This is a genomic window from Pseudomonas sp. B20(2017) (genome assembly GCF_002113125.1).
In the GTDB taxonomy this organism is placed as follows: domain Bacteria; phylum Pseudomonadota; class Gammaproteobacteria; order Pseudomonadales; family Pseudomonadaceae; genus Aquipseudomonas.
The window spans coordinates 1-18,324 of sequence record NZ_NEJP01000020.1 but is presented as its reverse complement, the minus strand read 5'-3'; the positions used below and the strand labels follow the sequence as shown (position 1 = coordinate 18,324).

Genomic DNA, 18,324 nt, shown 5'->3' with positions numbered 1-18,324 from the left:
ACTCCGCTTTTTCATGCAACCAACCTGTAATCAGGCCAGTTTCTTGTGGCGTACCCGGTGTGGCTGGGCCGCTGCTTCGCCGAGGCGTTTTTTGCGATCGGCTTCGTACTCGGTGTAGTTGCCTTCGAAGAACACCGCTTGCGAGTCGTCTTCGTACGCCAGGATGTGAGTCGCGACGCGGTCAAGGAACCACCGATCGTGAGAGATCACAATGGCGGCGCCCGGGAAGTCCAGCAGGGCTTCTTCAAGGGAACGCAGGGTTTCAACGTCGAGGTCGTTGGACGGTTCGTCGAGCAGCAGGACGTTACCGCCCTCCTTCAGGGTCAGCGCCAGGTGCAGACGACCGCGCTCACCACCGGACAGGTCCTTGACGAACTTCTGCTGATCGCCACCCTTGAAGTTGAAGCGACCGACGTAGGTACGCGACGGGATCTCGTAGTTGCCGATGCGGATCTGGTCGGAACCGTCGGAGATCTGCTGGAACACGGTCTTGCTGCCGTCCAGGTCTTCGCGGCTCTGGTCCACGCAGGCCAGCTGCACGGTTTCGCCGATCTCGATGCTGCCGGAGTCCGGAGTTTCCTTACCCATCAGCATGCGGAACAGGGTCGACTTACCGGCACCGTTACCGCCGATCACGCCGACAATGGCGCCTTTGGGCATCGAGAACGACAGGTTGTCGATCAACACGCGATCGCCGTAGCCCTTGGTGACGTTCTTGAATTCGATGACCTTGTCACCCAGGCGCGGACCGGCCGGGATGTAGATCTCGTTGGTTTCCGAACGCTTCTGGAATTCCTGCGACTGCATTTCTTCGAAGCGCTGCAGACGAGCCTTGGATTTGGACTGGCGGGCCTTGGCGCCTTTGCGCACCCACTCCAGTTCTTCCTTCATGGCTTTTTCGTGGGCCGATTGCTGCTTGGATTCCTGGGCCAGACGCTCGGACTTGGCTTCCAGCCAACCCGAGTAGTTGCCCTCGTAAGGAATGCCCGCGCCGCGGTCGAGTTCCAGAATCCAGCCGGCGACGTTGTCCAGGAAGTAACGGTCGTGCGTGATCGCTACCACGGTGCCCGGGAAGTCGTGCAGGAAGTGTTCGAGCCACGCAACGGAGTCGGCGTCCAGGTGGTTGGTCGGTTCGTCGAGCAGCAGCATGTCCGGGGCGGACAGCAGCAGACGGCACAGGGCCACACGACGCTTTTCACCACCGGACAGGTGCTCGACCTTGGCGTCCCAGGCCGGCAGACGCAGCGCATCGGCGGCGACTTCCAGCTGGCGCTCCAGGTTGTGACCGTCGCTGGCCTGCAGGATTGCTTCGAGCTTGGCCTGTTCGGCGGCCAGTTTGTCGAAGTCGGCATCAGGATCGGCGTAGGCGGCGTAGACCTCGTCCAGACGCGCTTGCGCATCCTTGATCACGCTGACCGCTTCCTCGACTACTTCACGCACGGTCTTGGTCGGATCCAGTTGCGGCTCTTGCGGCAGGTAACCGATGTTCAGCTCCGGCATCGGGCGCGCTTCGCCTTCGAACTCGGTGTCGACGCCGGCCATGATTTTCAGCAGCGTGGATTTACCCGAACCGTTGAGGCCGAGTACGCCGATCTTGGCGCCGGGGAAGAAAGACAGCGAAATGTTTTTCAGGATTTCCCGCTTCGGCGGAACAACTTTGCCCAGCCGATGCATGGTGAAGACGTATTGAGCCATGGAGAACCTTGGGTCAGTGACTGATGAATGATTGGGACACAGGCAATGCCCGGCCAGACCGTGCGCGTCGTTCACTGGAAGATATCAATGCGTGCGCGCGGAAAGTCTAGGAGCTGGAACGCTCCCGCGTAACCGGCAAAGCTACCTGAATGACGGAAGGCAGTCCAGCCGAGCGGGGCTGGCACTTCGCCACAACTCAAGGCATGCTAGCCGCCCTTTGGGCGTCCGGCTTATAGTGCACGTCGCGCCAGTCCAGCCAAACCGCAGGATTACAGCTTGTCCAATGTCACTCCGCCAGCTTCTGTGAGCAGCACCCTACCGGCGCCCGGCTCGTCCCTGCGCGGAACATTGAAAGGCGCGCTGGCGACACTGGTGCTGTTGCTGCTGGCGCTGCTGTTCTGGCAATTGCTCGATCAACTGCGCGAAACCCAGAAAAACCAGCGTCAGTACACCATCGACTACACCGCCGACCTCGCCTCGCAGGTCAGCCTGAACATGGCGCTGAACGCGCAGATCGCCCTCAATCTGCTACCGATCGTCGAACAGCCCCAGTCGGCCGACGAACAGCAGGCGCTGCTGCGCAAGCTTCAGCAATCGTTGCCCGACCTGCGCAGCCTCGCGCTGCTCACCCCGTCCGGAAAAATCCTCAGCGACAGCGCCACCGACAGCCACGACGCCGATTATCTCAGCGATCTGGTGCGCCGCAGCCGCGCTCAAGCCCATTATTTCAGTAACGCCGACGACGGTTCGGTAGTGCATCTGTTGCTGCATCAGGCCAGCGGCAGCACGCGCGGTTACTGGGCGCTGCGCCTGACGCCGACCTTCTTCGACGCGCTGACCAAACAGGGCGACAGCGGTATCCGCCCGTTGTGGCTGGTGGAAAACCGCGTCAATCATCAGATCATCAGCCGTGACAAAGCCCTGCCGTCCACCAAGACCAGCACCCTGACCCCGGACGATCTGGCCAACAGCGTGCTGACCGTGCCGCTGAGCAGCAGCGACTGGCAACTGCGTGGCCTGTTCGACCGCCAGCATGTGCTCGAACAATTGCTGCCGGCATTCATCGGCAAATGCCTGCTGGGCCTGGCGCTCTCGCTGCTGCCGTTTATCGCATTGCTCAACATGCGTCGCCGCCAGCGCCAGGTGCATGAAGGGCGTCGGCGTTATCAGGATATTTTCGAAGGCACCGGCGTGGCGTTGTGCGTGCTCGATCTTTCGGGGCTCAAGCAGGTTTTCGAAAAGGCCCAGATCCAGACCAGCGACCAGCTCAAGGCCTGGCTCGACCAGCCGGCGCAGCGCCAGCAATTGCTCCACGAACTGCGGGTGACCGAGGTCAACCAGGTCGCGCTGCAACTGCTCAACGTCAACTCCTGCGACCACGCCTGGCAACTGTTGATCGACGGTCAGCCGCACAGTCAGTGCGCGATCGGCAATCAGGTGCTCGACGCCGTACTCCAGCAGCAAAAGCAGCTGGAACTGGAGATCAAACTGCCGGACATCAATGGCCGCGACCAGCATCTGTGGCTGGTGCTGCGCCTGCCCCATGAGCAGCACGACTACAAAGCCGTGATCCTGAGCATCAACGACATCACCAGCCGCAAGCTGATCGAACTGTCGCTGCTGGAGCGCGAAGGCTTCTGGTCGGACGTGGTGCGTACCGTGCCGGATCACCTGTATGTGCAGGACGTGATCAGCCAGCGGATGATCTTCAGCAACCACCACCTCGGCCAGACCCTCGGTTACAACCGCACCGAGTTGCATCAGATGGGCGAGTACTTCTGGGAAATTCTCCTGCACCCGGAAGACGCCGACTACTACCATCGCTCGCGGCAGATGCAGCGCCACGCCGGTTACAGTCAGTTGCTGCAATGCCAGCTGCGCTTCCGTCATCGCGACGGCAAGTGGCGGCGCTTCGACATTCGCGAGCAGGCGCTGGCCCGGGACAAGCACGATCAGGTCACACGGATCATCGGTGTGGCCAAGGACATCACCGATCAGATCGAGGCCAGCGAGTCGTTGCGCGACAGCGAGCAACGTTACCGGATGCTCGCCGAAAGCATCAGCGACGTGATTTTCTCCACCGACAGCCAGCTGTCGCTGAACTACGTCAGCCCGTCGGTGCAAGCGGTGCTGGGTTATGACGCCGAATGGATTTTCCAGAACGGCTGGCAGTCGACCATCGCCAACCCACAGCAACTGAGCGGCATTTATCACTTGATGGATCGGGTCAGCAAAGCGTTGGGCAAACCCGAGCAACTGGTGATTTTGCGTAGCCAGGTGCAGACCCAGTTGTTCCTGTTCGACTGCCTGCGCGCCGATGGCCGCAAGATCCCGATCGAACTGCGTCTGGTGCTAGTGTGGGACGAGCACGGCGCCTTTGAAGGCGTGCTCGGGGTCGGTCGCGACATCAGCCAGCAGCGCCGCGCCGAAAAAGACCTGCGCATGGCGGCCACGGTATTCGAGCACTCGACCTCGGCGATTCTGATCACCGACCCGGCCGGCTATATCGTCCAGGCCAACGAGGCGTTCAGCCGGGTCAGCGGCTACGCGGTGAGCGAAGTGCTCGACCAGTTGCCGAACATGCTGACCGTCGACGAACAGCAGGACGCGCACCTGCGCTACGTGCTCAAGCAGCTGCATCAGCACAGCACCTGGGAAGGCGAAGTCTGGCTCAAGCGTCGCAACGGCGAGCACTACCCGGCGTGGGTCGGCATCACCGCCGTGCTCGACGACGAGGGCGACCTGGCCAGTTACGTGTGCTTCTTCAGCGACATCAGCGAGCGCAAGGCCAGCGAGCAGCGGATTCACCGCCTCGCCTACTACGACGCCCTGACCCATCTGCCGAACCGCACGCTGTTCCAGGATCGTCTGCACACCGCGCTGCAATCGGCCGAGCGGCAGAAGTCGTGGGTGGTGCTGATGTTCCTCGACCTCGACCGTTTCAAACCGATCAACGACTCCCTCGGCCACGCCGCCGGCGACCGCATGCTCAAGGACATGGCCACGCGGTTGCTGGCCTGCGTCGACGATGACGACACCGTGGCGCGGATGGGTGGCGACGAATTCACCCTGTTGCTGCAACACCGTTCCAGCCGTGAGATGGCGCTGAACCGTGCAATCCACGTGGCCGAGCAGATTCTCGCCAGCCTCGTACGACCGTTCGTGCTCGAAGGCCGCGAGTTCTTCGTCACCGCCAGTATCGGCATCGCCCTGAGCCCGCAGGACGGCAACGAACTCAGCCAGTTGATGAAGAACGCCGACACCGCGATGTACCACGCCAAAGAGCGCGGCAAGAACAACTTCCAGTTCTATCAGGCCGACATGAACGCCAGTGCGCTTGAACGTCTGGAACTGGAAAGCGATCTGCGCCACGCCCTCGAGCAGAACGAATTCGTGCTGTATTACCAGCCGCAGTTCAGCGGCGACGGCAAACGCCTGACCGGCGCTGAAGCCCTGCTGCGCTGGCGTCATCCGCGTCGCGGGCTGGTGCCGCCGGGGGATTTCATTCCGGTGCTCGAAGAACTCGGGCTGGTGGTGGACGTCGGCGACTGGGTGATCAGCGAGGCCTGCCGTCAGCTCAAGACCTGGCACCAGAGCCGCGTACGCGTGCCGAAGGTCTCGGTAAACATTTCCGCCCGGCAGTTCTCCGACGGCCAGCTCGGTACGCGGATCGCCACCATCCTCAAGGAAACCGGCCTGCCGCCGGCGTGTCTGGAACTGGAGCTGACCGAAAGTATCCTGATGCGCGAAGTCAGCGAGGCGATGCAGATCCTTGCCGGTCTGAAGAACCTCGGCCTGAGCATTGCGGTCGACGACTTCGGCACCGGTTACTCGTCGTTGAACTACCTCAAGCAATTCCCGATCGACGTACTGAAGATCGACCGCACCTTCGTCGACGGCCTGCCGTCCGGAGAGCAGGACGCGCAGATTGCCCGGGCGATCATCGCCATGGCCCACAGCCTGAATCTGGCGGTGATCGCCGAGGGCGTGGAAACCCATGAGCAACTGGACTTCCTGCGCGAGCATGGCTGCGACGAGGTTCAGGGTTATCTATTCGGACGGCCGATGCCGGCGGGACGGTTCGAGGCGCAGTTCAGCAATGATGCGCTGTTCATGTTCGACTGAAGATCGGCGGCGCGATCTTCGCGAGCAAGCTCGCTCTCACAGGGATTGATGTCGATCACAAAATCGCGGGCCGGCCTCGGTTATTGTGCGAACCGGCTGGTCAGCGAAGGCCGGCACGGACGCCACATATCTGGTCATGAACGCCACTTGTCTGCGACATGATGTCGTTTCATATGCCATCCAAAACCCGATGGGTTAGAATGCCCCCCTTTTCTGCCCCCGATCCTTGAGGACCGCCATGTTCAGCCGTGATTTGACTATTGCCAAGTACGACGCCGATCTTTTTGCCGCCATGGAGCAAGAAGCCCAGCGCCAGGAAGAACACATCGAGCTGATCGCTTCGGAGAACTACACCAGCCCAGCGGTGATGGAAGCTCAAGGCTCGGTACTGACCAACAAGTACGCCGAAGGCTACCCGGGCAAGCGCTACTACGGTGGTTGCGAGTACGTAGACGTCGTTGAGCAACTGGCCATCGACCGCGCCAAGGAACTGTTCGGCGCCGACTACGCCAACGTTCAGCCGCACGCCGGTTCGCAAGCCAACGCCGCTGTTTACCTGGCCCTGCTGTCGGCCGGTGACACCATCCTGGGCATGAGCCTGGCACATGGTGGTCACCTCACCCACGGCGCCAGCGTTTCCTCCTCCGGCAAGCTGTACAACGCCATCCAGTACGGCATCGACGCCAACGGCCTGATCGACTACGACGAAGTCGAGCGTCTGGCAGTTGAGCACAAGCCGAAAATGATCGTGGCCGGTTTCTCTGCGTACTCGCAGATCCTCGACTTCCCGCGCTTCCGTGCCATCGCCGACAAGGTTGGCGCCTACCTGTTCGTCGACATGGCTCACGTAGCCGGTCTGGTCGCCGCTGGCGTCTACCCGAACCCGGTTCCGTTCGCTGACGTCGTGACCACCACCACCCACAAGACCCTGCGCGGTCCACGTGGTGGCCTGATCCTGGCCAAAGCCAACGCCGACATCGAGAAGAAGCTGAACTCCGCCGTATTCCCGGGCGCCCAGGGTGGCCCGCTGGAGCACGTGATCGCCGCCAAAGCGATCTGCTTCAAGGAAGCACTGCAGCCTGAGTTCAAGGCTTACCAGCAACAAGTGGTGAAAAACGCCCAGGCCATGGCCGGCGTGTTCATCGAGCGCGGTTTCGACGTAGTTTCCGGCGGTACTGAAAACCACCTGTTCCTGCTGTCGCTGATCAAGCAGGAAATCTCCGGTAAAGACGCCGACGCCGCTCTGGGCAAAGCGTTCATCACCGTGAACAAGAACTCCGTGCCAAACGACCCACGCTCGCCGTTCGTCACTTCCGGCCTGCGCTTCGGTACTCCGGCTGTGACCACTCGCGGCTTCAAGGAAGCAGAGTGCAAAGAGCTGGCCGGCTGGATCTGCGACATCCTGGCTGACCTGAACAACGAAGCAGTGATCGACGCCGTTCGTGAGAAAGTCAAAGCCATCTGCAAGAAACTGCCGGTATACGGCGCTTAATTGCGACGCTAAATCCGCAGCATGAAAAACCGGCCAGTGATGGCCGGTTTTTTTTCGCCCGCAAAAAAGTTTCGAACTGCGAATGGCTCAAGGTCGGGGCCTGGCGCTTAACTGGTCAGACCGGTCATGCCAATCCGTCATTTTTCACTTGCGATCCGTAAAAAACAGCGCCTAGACTGCACCCGCACTGGACATACCGGTAAGACCACAATAATTAAGTCCTGAATCTGATGCGCCCCGCGCACGGCAGCCAGGACACCGACCAGGATTCCTCCCATGCTCAGATGGTGCTCGCGTTCAATCTTCCTCCAAGTGGTTCTCGGACTGGTGCTCGGCATCGTCTGCGGGCTGACCCTTCCTGAATACTCGGCCCAGCTCAAACCGCTCGGCGACGGTTTCATCAAACTGATCAAGATGCTCATCGGCCTGATCGTGTTCTGCGTGGTGGTCAGCGGCATCAGCGGCGCCGGCGACCTGAAGAAGGTCGGGCGCATCGGCCTCAAGTCGGTGATCTACTTCGAAGTGCTGACCACCATCGCCCTGGTGATCGGTCTGGTGTTCGCGTTCAGCACCGGGATCGGCAGCGGCGCCAACATCCATCTGGAGCAGTTGTCCGCCGCCGATATGGGCGACATCGCCGAACGCGGCCAGCACATGCACACTACCACCCAGTTCCTGATGGACCTGATCCCGACCTCGGTGCTCGGCGCCTTTGCCGACAACAACATTCTGCAAGTGCTGCTGTTCTCGGTGCTGTTCGGCAGCGCGTTGAATCTGGTGGGCGAAGCCGCTTCCGGGATCTCCCGGCTGATCAACGAATTGAGCCACGTGATCTTCCGGATCATGGGCATGATCGTGCGTCTGGCGCCGATCGGCGTGTTCGGTGCCATTGCCTTCACCACCAGCAAATATGGCCTGGATTCGCTGCAACACCTGGGCAGCCTGGTCGGCTTGTTCTACCTGACCTGCATCGCCTTCGTCGCGCTGATTCTCGGTCTGGTAATGCGTTTGTCTGGCCTGCGCATGTGGCCGCTGCTCAAGTACCTGCGCGAAGAACTGCTGATCGTCATGGGCACCGCCTCCTCCGACGCCGTGCTGCCGCAGATCATGCGCAAGCTTGAGCATCTGGGCATCGGCAGCTCGACCGTCGGGCTGGTGATTCCAACCGGTTACTCGTTCAACCTCGACGGTTTTTCGATCTACCTGACCCTGGCCATCGTGTTCATTGCCAATGCCACCGGCACGCCGCTGGCCATGACCGACCTGCTGACGATTTTGCTGGTGTCGCTGATTACCTCCAAAGGCGCCCACGGCATTCCCGGTTCGGCGCTGGTGATTCTCGCCGCCACCCTGACGGCCATCCCGGCGATTCCGGTGGTCGGTCTGGTGCTGGTACTGGCGGTGGACTGGTTCATGGGTATCGGCCGGGCGCTGACCAATCTGATCGGCAACTGCGTCGCCACCGTGGCCATCGCCCGCTGGGAAAAGGACATCGACGTGCAACGGGCGAACAAGGTGCTCAACGGCGAGCAGGGCTATAACTTTCAGCCGAGAAAAACCGTCGCTCAAGCGGCGGCCAAAGAATTCTGAATGAGTGCCGTGCCTGCGCAAATGCAGGCACGGCTCATGGAGCGAACACGTGATTACTACATCAACCGTCGTCAACTCAGTGGTAGAAAAACTCCGGGCCGCCCTCGCCCGCGGCCAATGGCGCTCCGGCGAAATGCTGCCGGGCCAGCGTGAACTGGCCGAACAATTGGGCATCAGTCGCCCGAGCCTGCGCGAAGCGGTGATCGTACTGGAAACCCTCGGCCTGGTGCGCTCGATGCCCGGCAAGGGCGTGGTGGTCCTCGACGCGCAGGCCAGTGACAGCCAAAGCCACGACAGCGCGGTAGCCGGCGCCAGCCTCGAAGACGTGCTGCAACTGCGTTACACCCTTGAGCCGTTCATCGTTGGCCTGGTGGCGCAGTCGATCAGCAGCAAGGAAGTCGGGCAACTGCGCCTGACCCTGATGGACATGCGCGAAGCCCTCGAAGCGGGCGACAGCGAAGCCGGGGTCAGCGCCTACATCGCGTTCCACGAAGAACTGTTCACCCTGACCTCGAACCCGATTTTCCAGAGCGTGGTGCAACAGACCAGCAACGCCCTCAAGCAAAGTGCCGAAGTACTGCGCAACTCGCCGGAGCACCTGGCCGAACGCCTTGAGGAAAACGAAGCCGTGGTGCGCGCGATCCGCAGCAAGAACAGCGCCCAGGCCAGCGCCGAAATGCGCCGGCACATCCTGCGTGAAGGACAGCGGATGGGCATCGAACTGAATATCCCGGATGACAACCTGAGCCACTGAAAACGCCTCACACTGGAGACCGGCCATGAACAGCCTTGCCACGCCGTCGCACCCTCGCCCGACTTCGGCGGCCCTGCCCTTCTCCCGCCTGCACGCGCCGGTGGAGGATCTGTATCCGCGCCTGTTCGACGCGATCCTCGAGCAACGCATCGATGCCGCCAGCCGGTTTACCGAAGAGAGCCTGAAGCAGATGTTCGGCGTCAGCCGCGCCGATGTGCGTCGGGCGCTGACACAACTGTCCCACGAACAGATCATCGTGCTGCGGGCCAACCATCGACCGCGGGTTGCCGCACCGGACGCCGAACAGACACGTCAGGCCCTGCACGCCCGGCGTCTGGCCGAGAACACGCTGGTAAGGCTGGCTTGTCAGCATGCGCAGGCTGAAGATCTGAAACGCCTGCGAGCGTTGATCGAACGTGAGCGTCAGGCTGTGGATAAAAATCGACGGGGCGCAGCGATTCGTCTGTCCGGTGAATTTCATTTGCAGTTGGCAAAAATGGCGGGGAATGCACCGTTGGCGCATTTTCTCGGCACGTTGGTGCCGCTGACCTCACTAGCGATTGCGCTATGTGGCGAGCAGACGCACAGCTGTTGCGCGTGGCAGGAGCATCTGGCGTTGGTTGAGGCGTTGGAGCGTAGAGATGTTTCCAGAGCCGGTATGTTGATGAATCGGCATTTGGAACATCTTGAGCAGACGTTGCTGGGTTCAGCTCTTGAGCCATGCGTTGTCGGTTAGATCGCCATCGCGAGCAAGCTCGCTCCCACATTGAATGGCATTCCTCCTGACAGAATGCGATCTATTGTGGGAGCGAGCTTGCTCGCGAAGAGGCCCTTCCAGTCTCCACAAATTCAGTTTTGCTGTGCAGCCACCCTGGCAAACCCCTCCCGGATCTTCTCTTCCGGCAAATCGTCGGCGATAAACACGATCACGCTTTCCCGCACCTCGCCTTCCGCCCACTCGGTGTCCCAGTCGAAGCCATACAGCTTCAATACACCCTGGAACACCAGCCGCCGATCTTCGCCTGCAATGTTCAACACGCCTTTGTAACGCAGCAGTTGCTTGCCGTGCTCTTCCAGCAGTTCATTCATGAACTCGCTGAGCTGATCGATATCCAGCGGCTGGTCGGTACGCAGCACCAGGCTGGAGATCCGGTCGATGGACGGCGCCTTGCTGACCGGCCGCAGACTCACCCCGCCACCGAGATCGGCGTTCAGGTTGAAACCGCGCACATCGAGTAGTTCGGCCAGATCGATGTTGCCATGTTCCACCACGTGGATCGGTGCCCGGCGGTTGATGCGGGTCAGGCGTTCGCTGAGCGCGGTGAACGCGGCCTCGTCCACCAGATCGGTCTTGCTGACCAGCAAGCGGTCGGCAAAACCAATCTGCGCCTGGGCGATGGTCTGGGTCAGGTGCAGCTCGGCGTGGGCCGCGTCTACCAGGGTGATGATGCCGTCGAGCAAATAGCGCTCGCGCAATTCTTCGTCGATGAAAAAGGTCTGCGCCACCGGAGCCGGGTCGGCCAAGCCGGTGCATTCGATGACCAGCCGATCGAAGGCGATTTCGCCGCTGTCCAGCCGTTCGAGCAGCAGGTACAAGGCCTTGGTCAGATCGGTGTGAATGGTGCAGCAGACGCAGCCGTTGGCCAGGGTCATGACTTGCACTGGCTCGTCGCCCAGCAGTTGGGTGTCGATACCGGCGTCGCTGAATTCGTTTTCGATCACGGCGATTTTCAGGCCGTGCTCGGCTTTCAACAGATGGCGCAGCAAGGTGGTCTTGCCGGCGCCGAGGAAACCGCTGAGTACCGTTACAGGTATTGGAGAAGACAACATCGATCCCCTTCGCAAAATTGATGAACAACACAAAACAAATGTGGGAGCGGGCTTGCTCGCGAAGGGGTCGTGTCAGTCGACATCATTGCTCAATGACACACCGCTTTCGCGAGCAAGCTCGCTCCCACAGTTGGGGACTACATCAACCGAAGGCTGTCAGTTCAACAGCACTTCGGCCCACCCTTGCCACCGTAACGAGCTTCCTGACGTTCGCGAAAGAACATCTCGTAGCTCATCACCGGTTTGTCCGGGTGTTTGGTCTGCATATGCTCGACGTAGGTGTCGTAGTCGGGCATGCCGACCATCAGGCGCGCGGCCTGACCGAGGTATTTACCGAGGCGACTCAGGTCATTGAACATGCTGCAATCCTCTGGTTACGCGTCCGGCAGGGCCTGGAATGGCGATTCTTTGTCCGTACGCTCTTTTTTGCCCCAGGCGGCGATGCCGACCTTGAGCGCATAGAACAGGATGCTGAATACCACGAACAGGAACAGCGCGGTCAATGTAGCGTTGGTGTAGGCGTTGAAGATCACGTGCTGCATCTGCTCGACGCTTTTCGCCGGCGCCAGCACCTGACCGTTGGCCAGTGCATCACTGTACTTCTTGGCCAGCGACAGGAAGCCGATCGCAGGGTTAGCGTCGAACAGCTTGATGAAGCCTGCGGTCGTGGTGCAGATCAGCAGCCAAGTGGCCGGCAGCAGGGTGACCCAGATGTAGCGCTGGCGCTTCATCTTGATCAGGACCACGGTGCCGAGCATCAGCGCGATACCGGCCAGCATCTGGTTGGAGATGCCGAACAGCGGCCACAAGGTGTTGATACCACCCAGCGGATCGATCACGCCCTGATACAGCAACCAGCCCCACATCGCCACACAACCGGCGGTGGCGATCAGGTTGGCAGTCCAGGATTCGGTACGTTTCAGTGCGGGTACGAAGGAACCGAGCAGGTCCTGCAGCATGAAGCGACCGGCACGGGTGCCGGCATCGACTGCGGTCAGGATGAACAGCGCTTCGAACAGGATCGCGAAGTGGTACCAGAACGCCATGGTGTTTTCACCCGGCAGGACACTGTGCAGGATCTGCGCGATACCGACCGCCAGGGTCGGTGCACCACCGGCACGGGCCAGGATGGTGGTTTCGCCGATGTCATGCGCCACGGCTTGCAGGGCTTCCGGGGTAATTGCAAAGCCCCAGTTGCTGACTGCGGTTGCCACGGACACCACGTCACCGCCGACCACGGCGGCCGGACTGTTCATGGCGAAGTACACGCCAGGCTCGATCACCGAGGCAGCGACCATGGCCATGATGGCCACGAACGATTCCATCAGCATGCCGCCGTAACCGATGTAACGGGCGTTGGTTTCGTTATCCAGCAGCTTCGGCGTGGTCCCGGACGAGATCAGTGCATGGAAACCCGATACCGCACCGCAAGCGATGGTGATGAACAGGAACGGAAACAGACCGCCCTTCCATACCGGGCCGGTGCCGTCGACGAACTGGGTCAGGGCCGGCATTTTCAGCTCGGGCATGGTCACCAGGATGCCGATCGCCAGGGCGACGATGGTACCGATCTTGAGGAAGGTGGAGAGGTAGTCACGCGGGGCAAGGATCAGCCACACCGGAAGAACGGCGGCGACGAAGCCATAACCGATCAGCATCCAGGTGATTTGCACGCCGGTGAAGCTGAAGGCCTTGGCCCAGACCGGATCGGCGGCAATCTGCCCGCCCAGCCAGATAGAACCGAGCAGCAGCAAAACGCCGATGACCGAAATCTCGCCGATGCGGCCCGGACGGATGTAGCGCATGTAGATGCCCATGAACATCGCGATCGGAATGGTCGCCATCACGGTAAAGATGCCCCACGGGCTTTCAGCCAGGGCTTTCACCACGATCAGCGCCAGCACCGCGAGGATGATGATCATGATCAGGAAGCAGCCGAACAGCGCGATGGTGCCGGGGATACGGCCCATTTCTTCACGCACCATGTCGCCCAGCGAACGACCGTTGCGACGGGTCGACATGAACAGGACCATGAAGTCCTGCACCGCGCCCGCCAGCACCACGCCGGCGATCAGCCACAACGTACCGGGCAGATAGCCCATCTGTGCCGCCAGTACCGGGCCGACCAGAGGCCCCGCGCCGGCGATGGCCGCGAAGTGGTGACCGAAGAGAATGTGTTTGTTGGTCGGAACGTAGTCCAGACCGTCATTGTTGAGCACGGCGGGAGTGGCCCGACGCGGATCGAGTTGCATCACATTGTTAGCGATGAACAGACTGTAGTAACGATATGCAACCAGATAGATGGCCACGGCGGCGACCACAATCCACAAGGCGTTGATCGCCTCGCCTCGGCGCAATGCCACTACGCCAAGGGCGCACGCTCCTACGATTGCCAGCAGCAGCCAGGGTAAGTGGCGTAGCAGGCTATTATTATTTTTCATTTTATTATTCCAGCCAGGGTGGACAAGAAAGACAGCCACCCCGAGTTTAGCGCTGTTGGCGGCAAAGGCCATACCCCGACATTGGTCTAGACAGTCCATTCGTTGGCATCACCCCGCTGGTCGGGTCTATAGTCAGCTGACCTTCCTGAGGATTGCGCCATGAGCGAGCCCCCGTCCGAGCGTCGCCGCTTCAAACGTATCGCGTTCGACGCCAGAACCGAATTGAGCCAGGGCGAGTACATCTGGCCGGTGAAGCTGATCGACCTGTCGCTCAAGGGCCTGTTGATCGAAAAACCGGAACCGTGGCTGGGGGATGAAACGCAGGACTTCAACGTCGACATTCATTTGAGCAAGGACATCGACATTCAGATGGATGTGCAACTGGCGCACGACGATCATGGCCAACTGGGTTTCCAGTGCCGGCACATCAGCCTGGAGTCGATTCAGCGCCTGCGGCGCCTGATCGAACTCAACCTCGGGGATGAGGCCGAGCTCGAACGGGAGCTTGGCGCGTTGATGGAGCTCTGATTACTCGAACAACGAGTCCAGCGCCTGCTCCAGACGTGTCACCGCAATGATCTGCAACCCTGCCGGCGCTTCCTTCGGCGCGTTGCCTTTGGGCACGATCGCACGCTTGAAGCCGTGCTTGGCGGCTTCCTTCAATCGCTCCTGACCGCTCGGCACCGGGCGCACTTCGCCGGACAAACCGACTTCACCGAACACCAGCAAGTCATGAGGCAGCGGACGGTTGCGCAGGCTCGACATGACGGCGGCCATCAGCGCCAGGTCGGACGCAGTTTCCAACACCTTCACCCCGCCGACCACGTTGAGGAACACGTCCTGATCGTGAGTCGGAATGCCGCCGTGACGGTGCAGCACCGCCAACAACATCGCCAGACGATTCTGGTCCAGACCCAAGGTGACTCGACGCGGGTTGGCCAGATGACTGTCATCCACCAGCGCCTGAACCTCCACCAGCATCGGCCGGGTGCCTTCCCACGTTGCCATCACCACGCTGCCCGGGACTTCTTCCTGAGCGCGTGTGAGAAAAATCGCCGAAGGGTTGGAGACTTCTTTCAGGCCCTTATCGGTCATGCCGAACACGCCGAGTTCGTTGACCGCGCCGAAACGGTTTTTCACCGCTCGCAGCAAACGCAATCGCCCGTCGGACTCGCCCTCGAAATACAGCACGGTATCGACCATGTGCTCCAGAACCCGCGGCCCTGCGAGCGCGCCTTCCTTTGTCACGTGGCCGACCAGGAAAATCGCCGTGCCGCTTTGCTTGGCATAGCGCACCAACAATGCCGCACTTTCGCGCACTTGGGACACGCCGCCCGGTGCCGATTGCAGTTGTTCGGTGAAAATCGTCTGGATCGAGTCGATCACCATCACCTTGGGTTTTTCCTGACGGGCAGTGGCGATGATGGTTTCGATGCAGGTTTCGGTCATGACCCGCAGTTGATCCTGCGGCAGACCCAGGCGGCGTGCGCGCATGGCGACCTGTTGCTGGGATTCCTCACCGGTGACGTACAGCGCCGGCATGTTCTTGGCGAGGTTGCACAGGGTCTGCAAAAGGATCGTCGATTTGCCAATGCCGGGATCACCGCCGATCAGTACCACCGAACCGTCCACCAGACCGCCGCCGAGCACTCGGTCGAGCTCGCCAGAGGCTGTGGAAAAACGCGGAATCTCTTCGATGCTGACTTCGGCCAGCGTCTTGATCTGGGCTTGCTGCCCTGCCCAACCGGTGCGCCCGCTCGGAGCGGCGGCACCGCCGCTCTCGACCATGGTTTCGGTCAGGGTGTTCCAGGCGCCGCATTCGCCGCACTGCCCGGCCCACTTGGGAAAGGTTGCGCCGCACTCGGTGCAGCCGTACATGCGCTTGGCCTTGGCCATCTGAACCCCCGGCAAAAACCGCGATGATAACGCAGCCATCGCCGATCAGCGCGGCGCACCGGGACGGATTTCTCCGCTGGCCAGACGCGCGGCGCTGCTGCCGGTCAAACCCCGACAAGTGCCGGACTTGAAAGTGTCGCGGTCAGTCGACCAGTTTGGCCGCCAGGGCCTTGACCCGATCCAGGTCACCGTTGGCCACTTTGGTCACACCGGCGCCGTATTCCGGATCCGCCTTATAGAGGAAGGACAGCATGATGTGCTTGCTCTCGTCATCGGCGCCGGCCAGCGAACCGCCGAAGCTCTCGATCAGATCCTGGCGCTCCTTCTTGCTGAACGAGCGATACAGATCACCGGCCTGCTTGAAGTTCTGCTCGCGCTGGATCTTCGCCTGTTGCGTACTGCCCTGCAGTGCGGTCTGGCTGTATCGCGCAGCTGGCGTCTCTTCACGCGGTTGCAAACGGCTTGGCTGATAGTTGACACCCGAGCTGCTCGCACCGGCATTCATCGCGCCATCCTGGTTGCCATTGTTGACGGCGGTTTTGGCGGCATTGATCGGCAATTGCAGGGCGTTGGCGCCGAGGCGATACATTTGCGTATCGGCATAGGCAAATATCCGGCCTTGCAGCAAACGGTCTTCCGAAGGCTCGATGCCCGGAACAACATTTGAAGGCGCCATGGCCACTTGTTCGGTTTCCTGGAAGACATTCGCTGGATTGCGGTTCAACACCATTTGTCCAACTTTGCGCTCAGGGATACCCGGCCAGATTTTGGTTGCATCAAGGGGATCGAAGTCAAACCTGGATAAGTCTTGCGGATTCAAGACCTGGATGTACAAGTCCCACTTGGGAAAATTCCCTTTGTTAATATTTGTTACCAAATCGTGACTCATGTGACTGTAATCCCGGCCCTGAACTTGCACCACTTGTTGCGGATCGAGATTTTTGATGCCCTGCAAACTTTTCCAGTGAAACTTCACATAGTGCACATCACCCTTGGTATTGACCAACTTGTAGGCGTGCACACTGTTGCCATCCATCTCCCGATAACTGGCCGGCGTTCCCGAGTTGGAATACAACTCGGTCAATGTGCGTGTGGCTTCCGGTACATGGGAGAAGAAATCGAAGCGACGGGAATCATCATCCAGATTGGTGCGAGGGTCTGGCTTGAAGGCGTGCACCATGTCCGGGAACTTGATCGCATCACGGATGAAGAACGTCGGAAAGTTGTTGCCCACCAGGTCCCAGTTACCGTCGGCGGTGTAGAACTTGGTCGCGAAACCCCGCGGGTCCCGTAGGGTTTCCGGGGAGTGATTACCGTGAACCACCGCCGAGAAACGCACGAACACCGGGGTGACCTGGCCGGCGGTAAACACCTTGGCCTTGCTGAGATCGCTAAGATCGTTGGTTGCGGTGAACGTGCCATGGGCACCGGTGCCTCGAGCATGCACGACGCGTTCGGGAATGCGCTCGCGGTCGAAGCGTTGCAGCTTCTGGATCAGTTGCACGTCCTGCAACAACACCGGGCCATTGGCTCCGGCGGTTTGCGAGTTCTGGTTGTCGCCAACCGCAGCACCGTTGTCACGGGTCAGCGGCGCGGCATTGACGGAAAGGGTCAACAGGCCGGCGGCCAATACGCCGACAGTACGGCGGTAGGGAATAATCCCTGAACCAAGTGTGGAATTCATTTCAGGTTCCTCTGTTTTGTGAGGCGCATCCAGGTGCGCCAGACAGAGGCTAGAAGCTCGATTCGCCAAACCTAAATAGAAAGATCACAACGCCGTGATTGAATATTTTTTCTTCGGGATCAGCGGCTTGAGGCGTATTCCGCGCGCGATTAGTGGCACTTTGCAAACTAATTGCGAAATGGTGTGTCGATAAAAACGGGCTTTGTAAGAAGGTGTTTCGCGCAGGACGCGTTATGCTGATTTACACTGCGTACACCAAACTCATCTGTAACAAGGAAATAACTATGGGCGTGCTCAGCGAGTTCAAGGCCTTCGCGGTCAAAGGCAATGTGGTCGACATGGCCGTCGGTATCATCATCGGCGCGGCCTTCGGCAAGATCGTTTCGTCGTTCGTCGGCGACGTGATCATGCCACCCATAGGTCTGCTGATCGGCGGGGTGGATTTCAGTGACCTGGCCATCACGCTGAAAGCCGCCGAGGGCAACGCCCCCGCGGTGGTGCTGGCGTACGGTAAATTCATCCAGAGCGTTCTTGACTTCGTGATCGTCGCCTTCGCGATATTCATGGGCGTCAAAGCCATCAACCGCTTGAAACGCGAAGAAGCCGTGGCGCCTACCTTGCCGCCGGTACCGACCAAGGAAGAAGAACTGCTCGGCGAGATCCGCGATCTGCTCAAGGCCCAGAACAACCGGCCTTGAAGACTGAAACGGCGCCTGAGCAGACTGTGTGAAAACACACTGACAGGCCTTAGACCAAACGCCCCGACTTATTCGGGGCGTTTGTTTTTGTGCTGAAAAAGGCTCTTCAGCCCATCAGT

13 protein-coding genes are annotated in these 18,324 nt (G+C 60.3%); 7 read left to right on the top strand and 6 right to left on the bottom strand.

Annotated features, from left to right (window positions below; translation table 11 throughout):
- Positions 1-30 precede the first annotated feature (30 nt).
- A complete protein-coding gene (gene ettA / locus CAF63_RS24430) occupies positions 31-1,695 on the bottom strand; it encodes an energy-dependent translational throttle protein EttA (RefSeq protein ID WP_085689706.1) in 1,665 nt (554 codons plus the stop codon).
- Positions 1,696-1,971: 276 nt separating this feature from the next.
- Between ettA and CAF63_RS24425 the strand changes: the two genes are divergently transcribed.
- The 5 genes from CAF63_RS24425 (at position 1,972) to CAF63_RS24405 (ending at position 10,392) form a co-directional block, all read left to right on the top strand.
- Positions 1,972-5,820 carry a bifunctional diguanylate cyclase/phosphodiesterase gene (locus CAF63_RS24425; protein WP_085689704.1) on the top strand — a complete coding sequence of 1,283 codons (3,849 nt, stop codon included), beginning with the start codon at positions 1,972-1,974 and terminating at the stop codon, positions 5,818-5,820.
- A 238-nt stretch (positions 5,821-6,058) separates the two neighbouring features.
- On the top strand, positions 6,059-7,312 hold the full coding sequence (gene glyA, locus CAF63_RS24420; protein ID WP_007950978.1) for a serine hydroxymethyltransferase: 1,254 nt from the start codon (positions 6,059-6,061) through the stop codon (positions 7,310-7,312).
- A gap of 276 nt (positions 7,313-7,588) precedes the next feature.
- Positions 7,589-8,902 (top strand): C4-dicarboxylate transporter DctA, encoded by a 1,314-nt coding sequence (locus tag CAF63_RS24415; RefSeq protein ID WP_085608708.1) that lies wholly within the window; start codon positions 7,589-7,591, stop codon positions 8,900-8,902.
- A gap of 49 nt (positions 8,903-8,951) precedes the next feature.
- A complete protein-coding gene (locus CAF63_RS24410; protein WP_007950980.1) occupies positions 8,952-9,656 on the top strand; it encodes a FadR/GntR family transcriptional regulator in 705 nt (234 codons plus the stop codon).
- 25 nt (positions 9,657-9,681) lie between these two features.
- Positions 9,682-10,392 (top strand): GntR family transcriptional regulator, encoded by a 711-nt coding sequence (locus CAF63_RS24405; protein ID WP_085689702.1) that lies wholly within the window; start codon positions 9,682-9,684, stop codon positions 10,390-10,392.
- A gap of 113 nt (positions 10,393-10,505) precedes the next feature.
- On the opposite strand, the gene yjiA is transcribed toward CAF63_RS24405, so the two are convergent.
- From yjiA to CAF63_RS24390, 3 genes are all read right to left on the bottom strand, one after another.
- Positions 10,506-11,486, bottom strand: coding sequence for a GTPase (yjiA, locus tag CAF63_RS24400; protein ID WP_178081322.1), 981 nt, complete (start codon positions 11,484-11,486; stop codon positions 10,506-10,508).
- A 161-nt stretch (positions 11,487-11,647) separates the two neighbouring features.
- Positions 11,648-11,845: a YbdD/YjiX family protein gene (locus tag CAF63_RS24395; protein ID WP_003228401.1), complete on the bottom strand. Its 198-nt coding sequence runs from the start codon at positions 11,843-11,845 to the stop codon at positions 11,648-11,650.
- Between the two features lie 15 nt (positions 11,846-11,860).
- A complete protein-coding gene (locus CAF63_RS24390) occupies positions 11,861-13,927 on the bottom strand; it encodes a carbon starvation CstA family protein (RefSeq protein WP_085689700.1) in 2,067 nt (688 codons plus the stop codon).
- A 159-nt stretch (positions 13,928-14,086) separates the two neighbouring features.
- On the opposite strand from CAF63_RS24390, the gene CAF63_RS24385 reads away from it, so the two are divergent.
- Entirely contained in the window at positions 14,087-14,455 is a 369-nt protein-coding gene (locus CAF63_RS24385) for a PilZ domain-containing protein (RefSeq protein ID WP_085689698.1), read from the top strand.
- On the opposite strand, the gene radA is transcribed toward CAF63_RS24385, so the two are convergent.
- Positions 14,456-15,823 (bottom strand): DNA repair protein RadA, encoded by a 1,368-nt coding sequence (radA, locus tag CAF63_RS24380; protein WP_085689697.1) that lies wholly within the window; start codon positions 15,821-15,823, stop codon positions 14,456-14,458. It abuts the gene before it with no gap.
- Between the two features lie 142 nt (positions 15,824-15,965).
- A complete protein-coding gene (gene katB / locus CAF63_RS24375; RefSeq protein ID WP_085689695.1) occupies positions 15,966-17,507 on the bottom strand; it encodes a catalase KatB in 1,542 nt (513 codons plus the stop codon).
- 284 nt (positions 17,508-17,791) lie between these two features.
- Here katB and mscL point away from each other — a divergent pair, with 284 nt between their 5' ends.
- The gene (gene mscL / locus CAF63_RS24370; RefSeq protein WP_085689693.1) at positions 17,792-18,205 is read left to right on the top strand and encodes a large-conductance mechanosensitive channel protein MscL; all 414 of its coding nucleotides are present in this window, start codon (positions 17,792-17,794) and stop codon (positions 18,203-18,205) included.
- Positions 18,206-18,324: the final 119 nt, after the last annotated feature.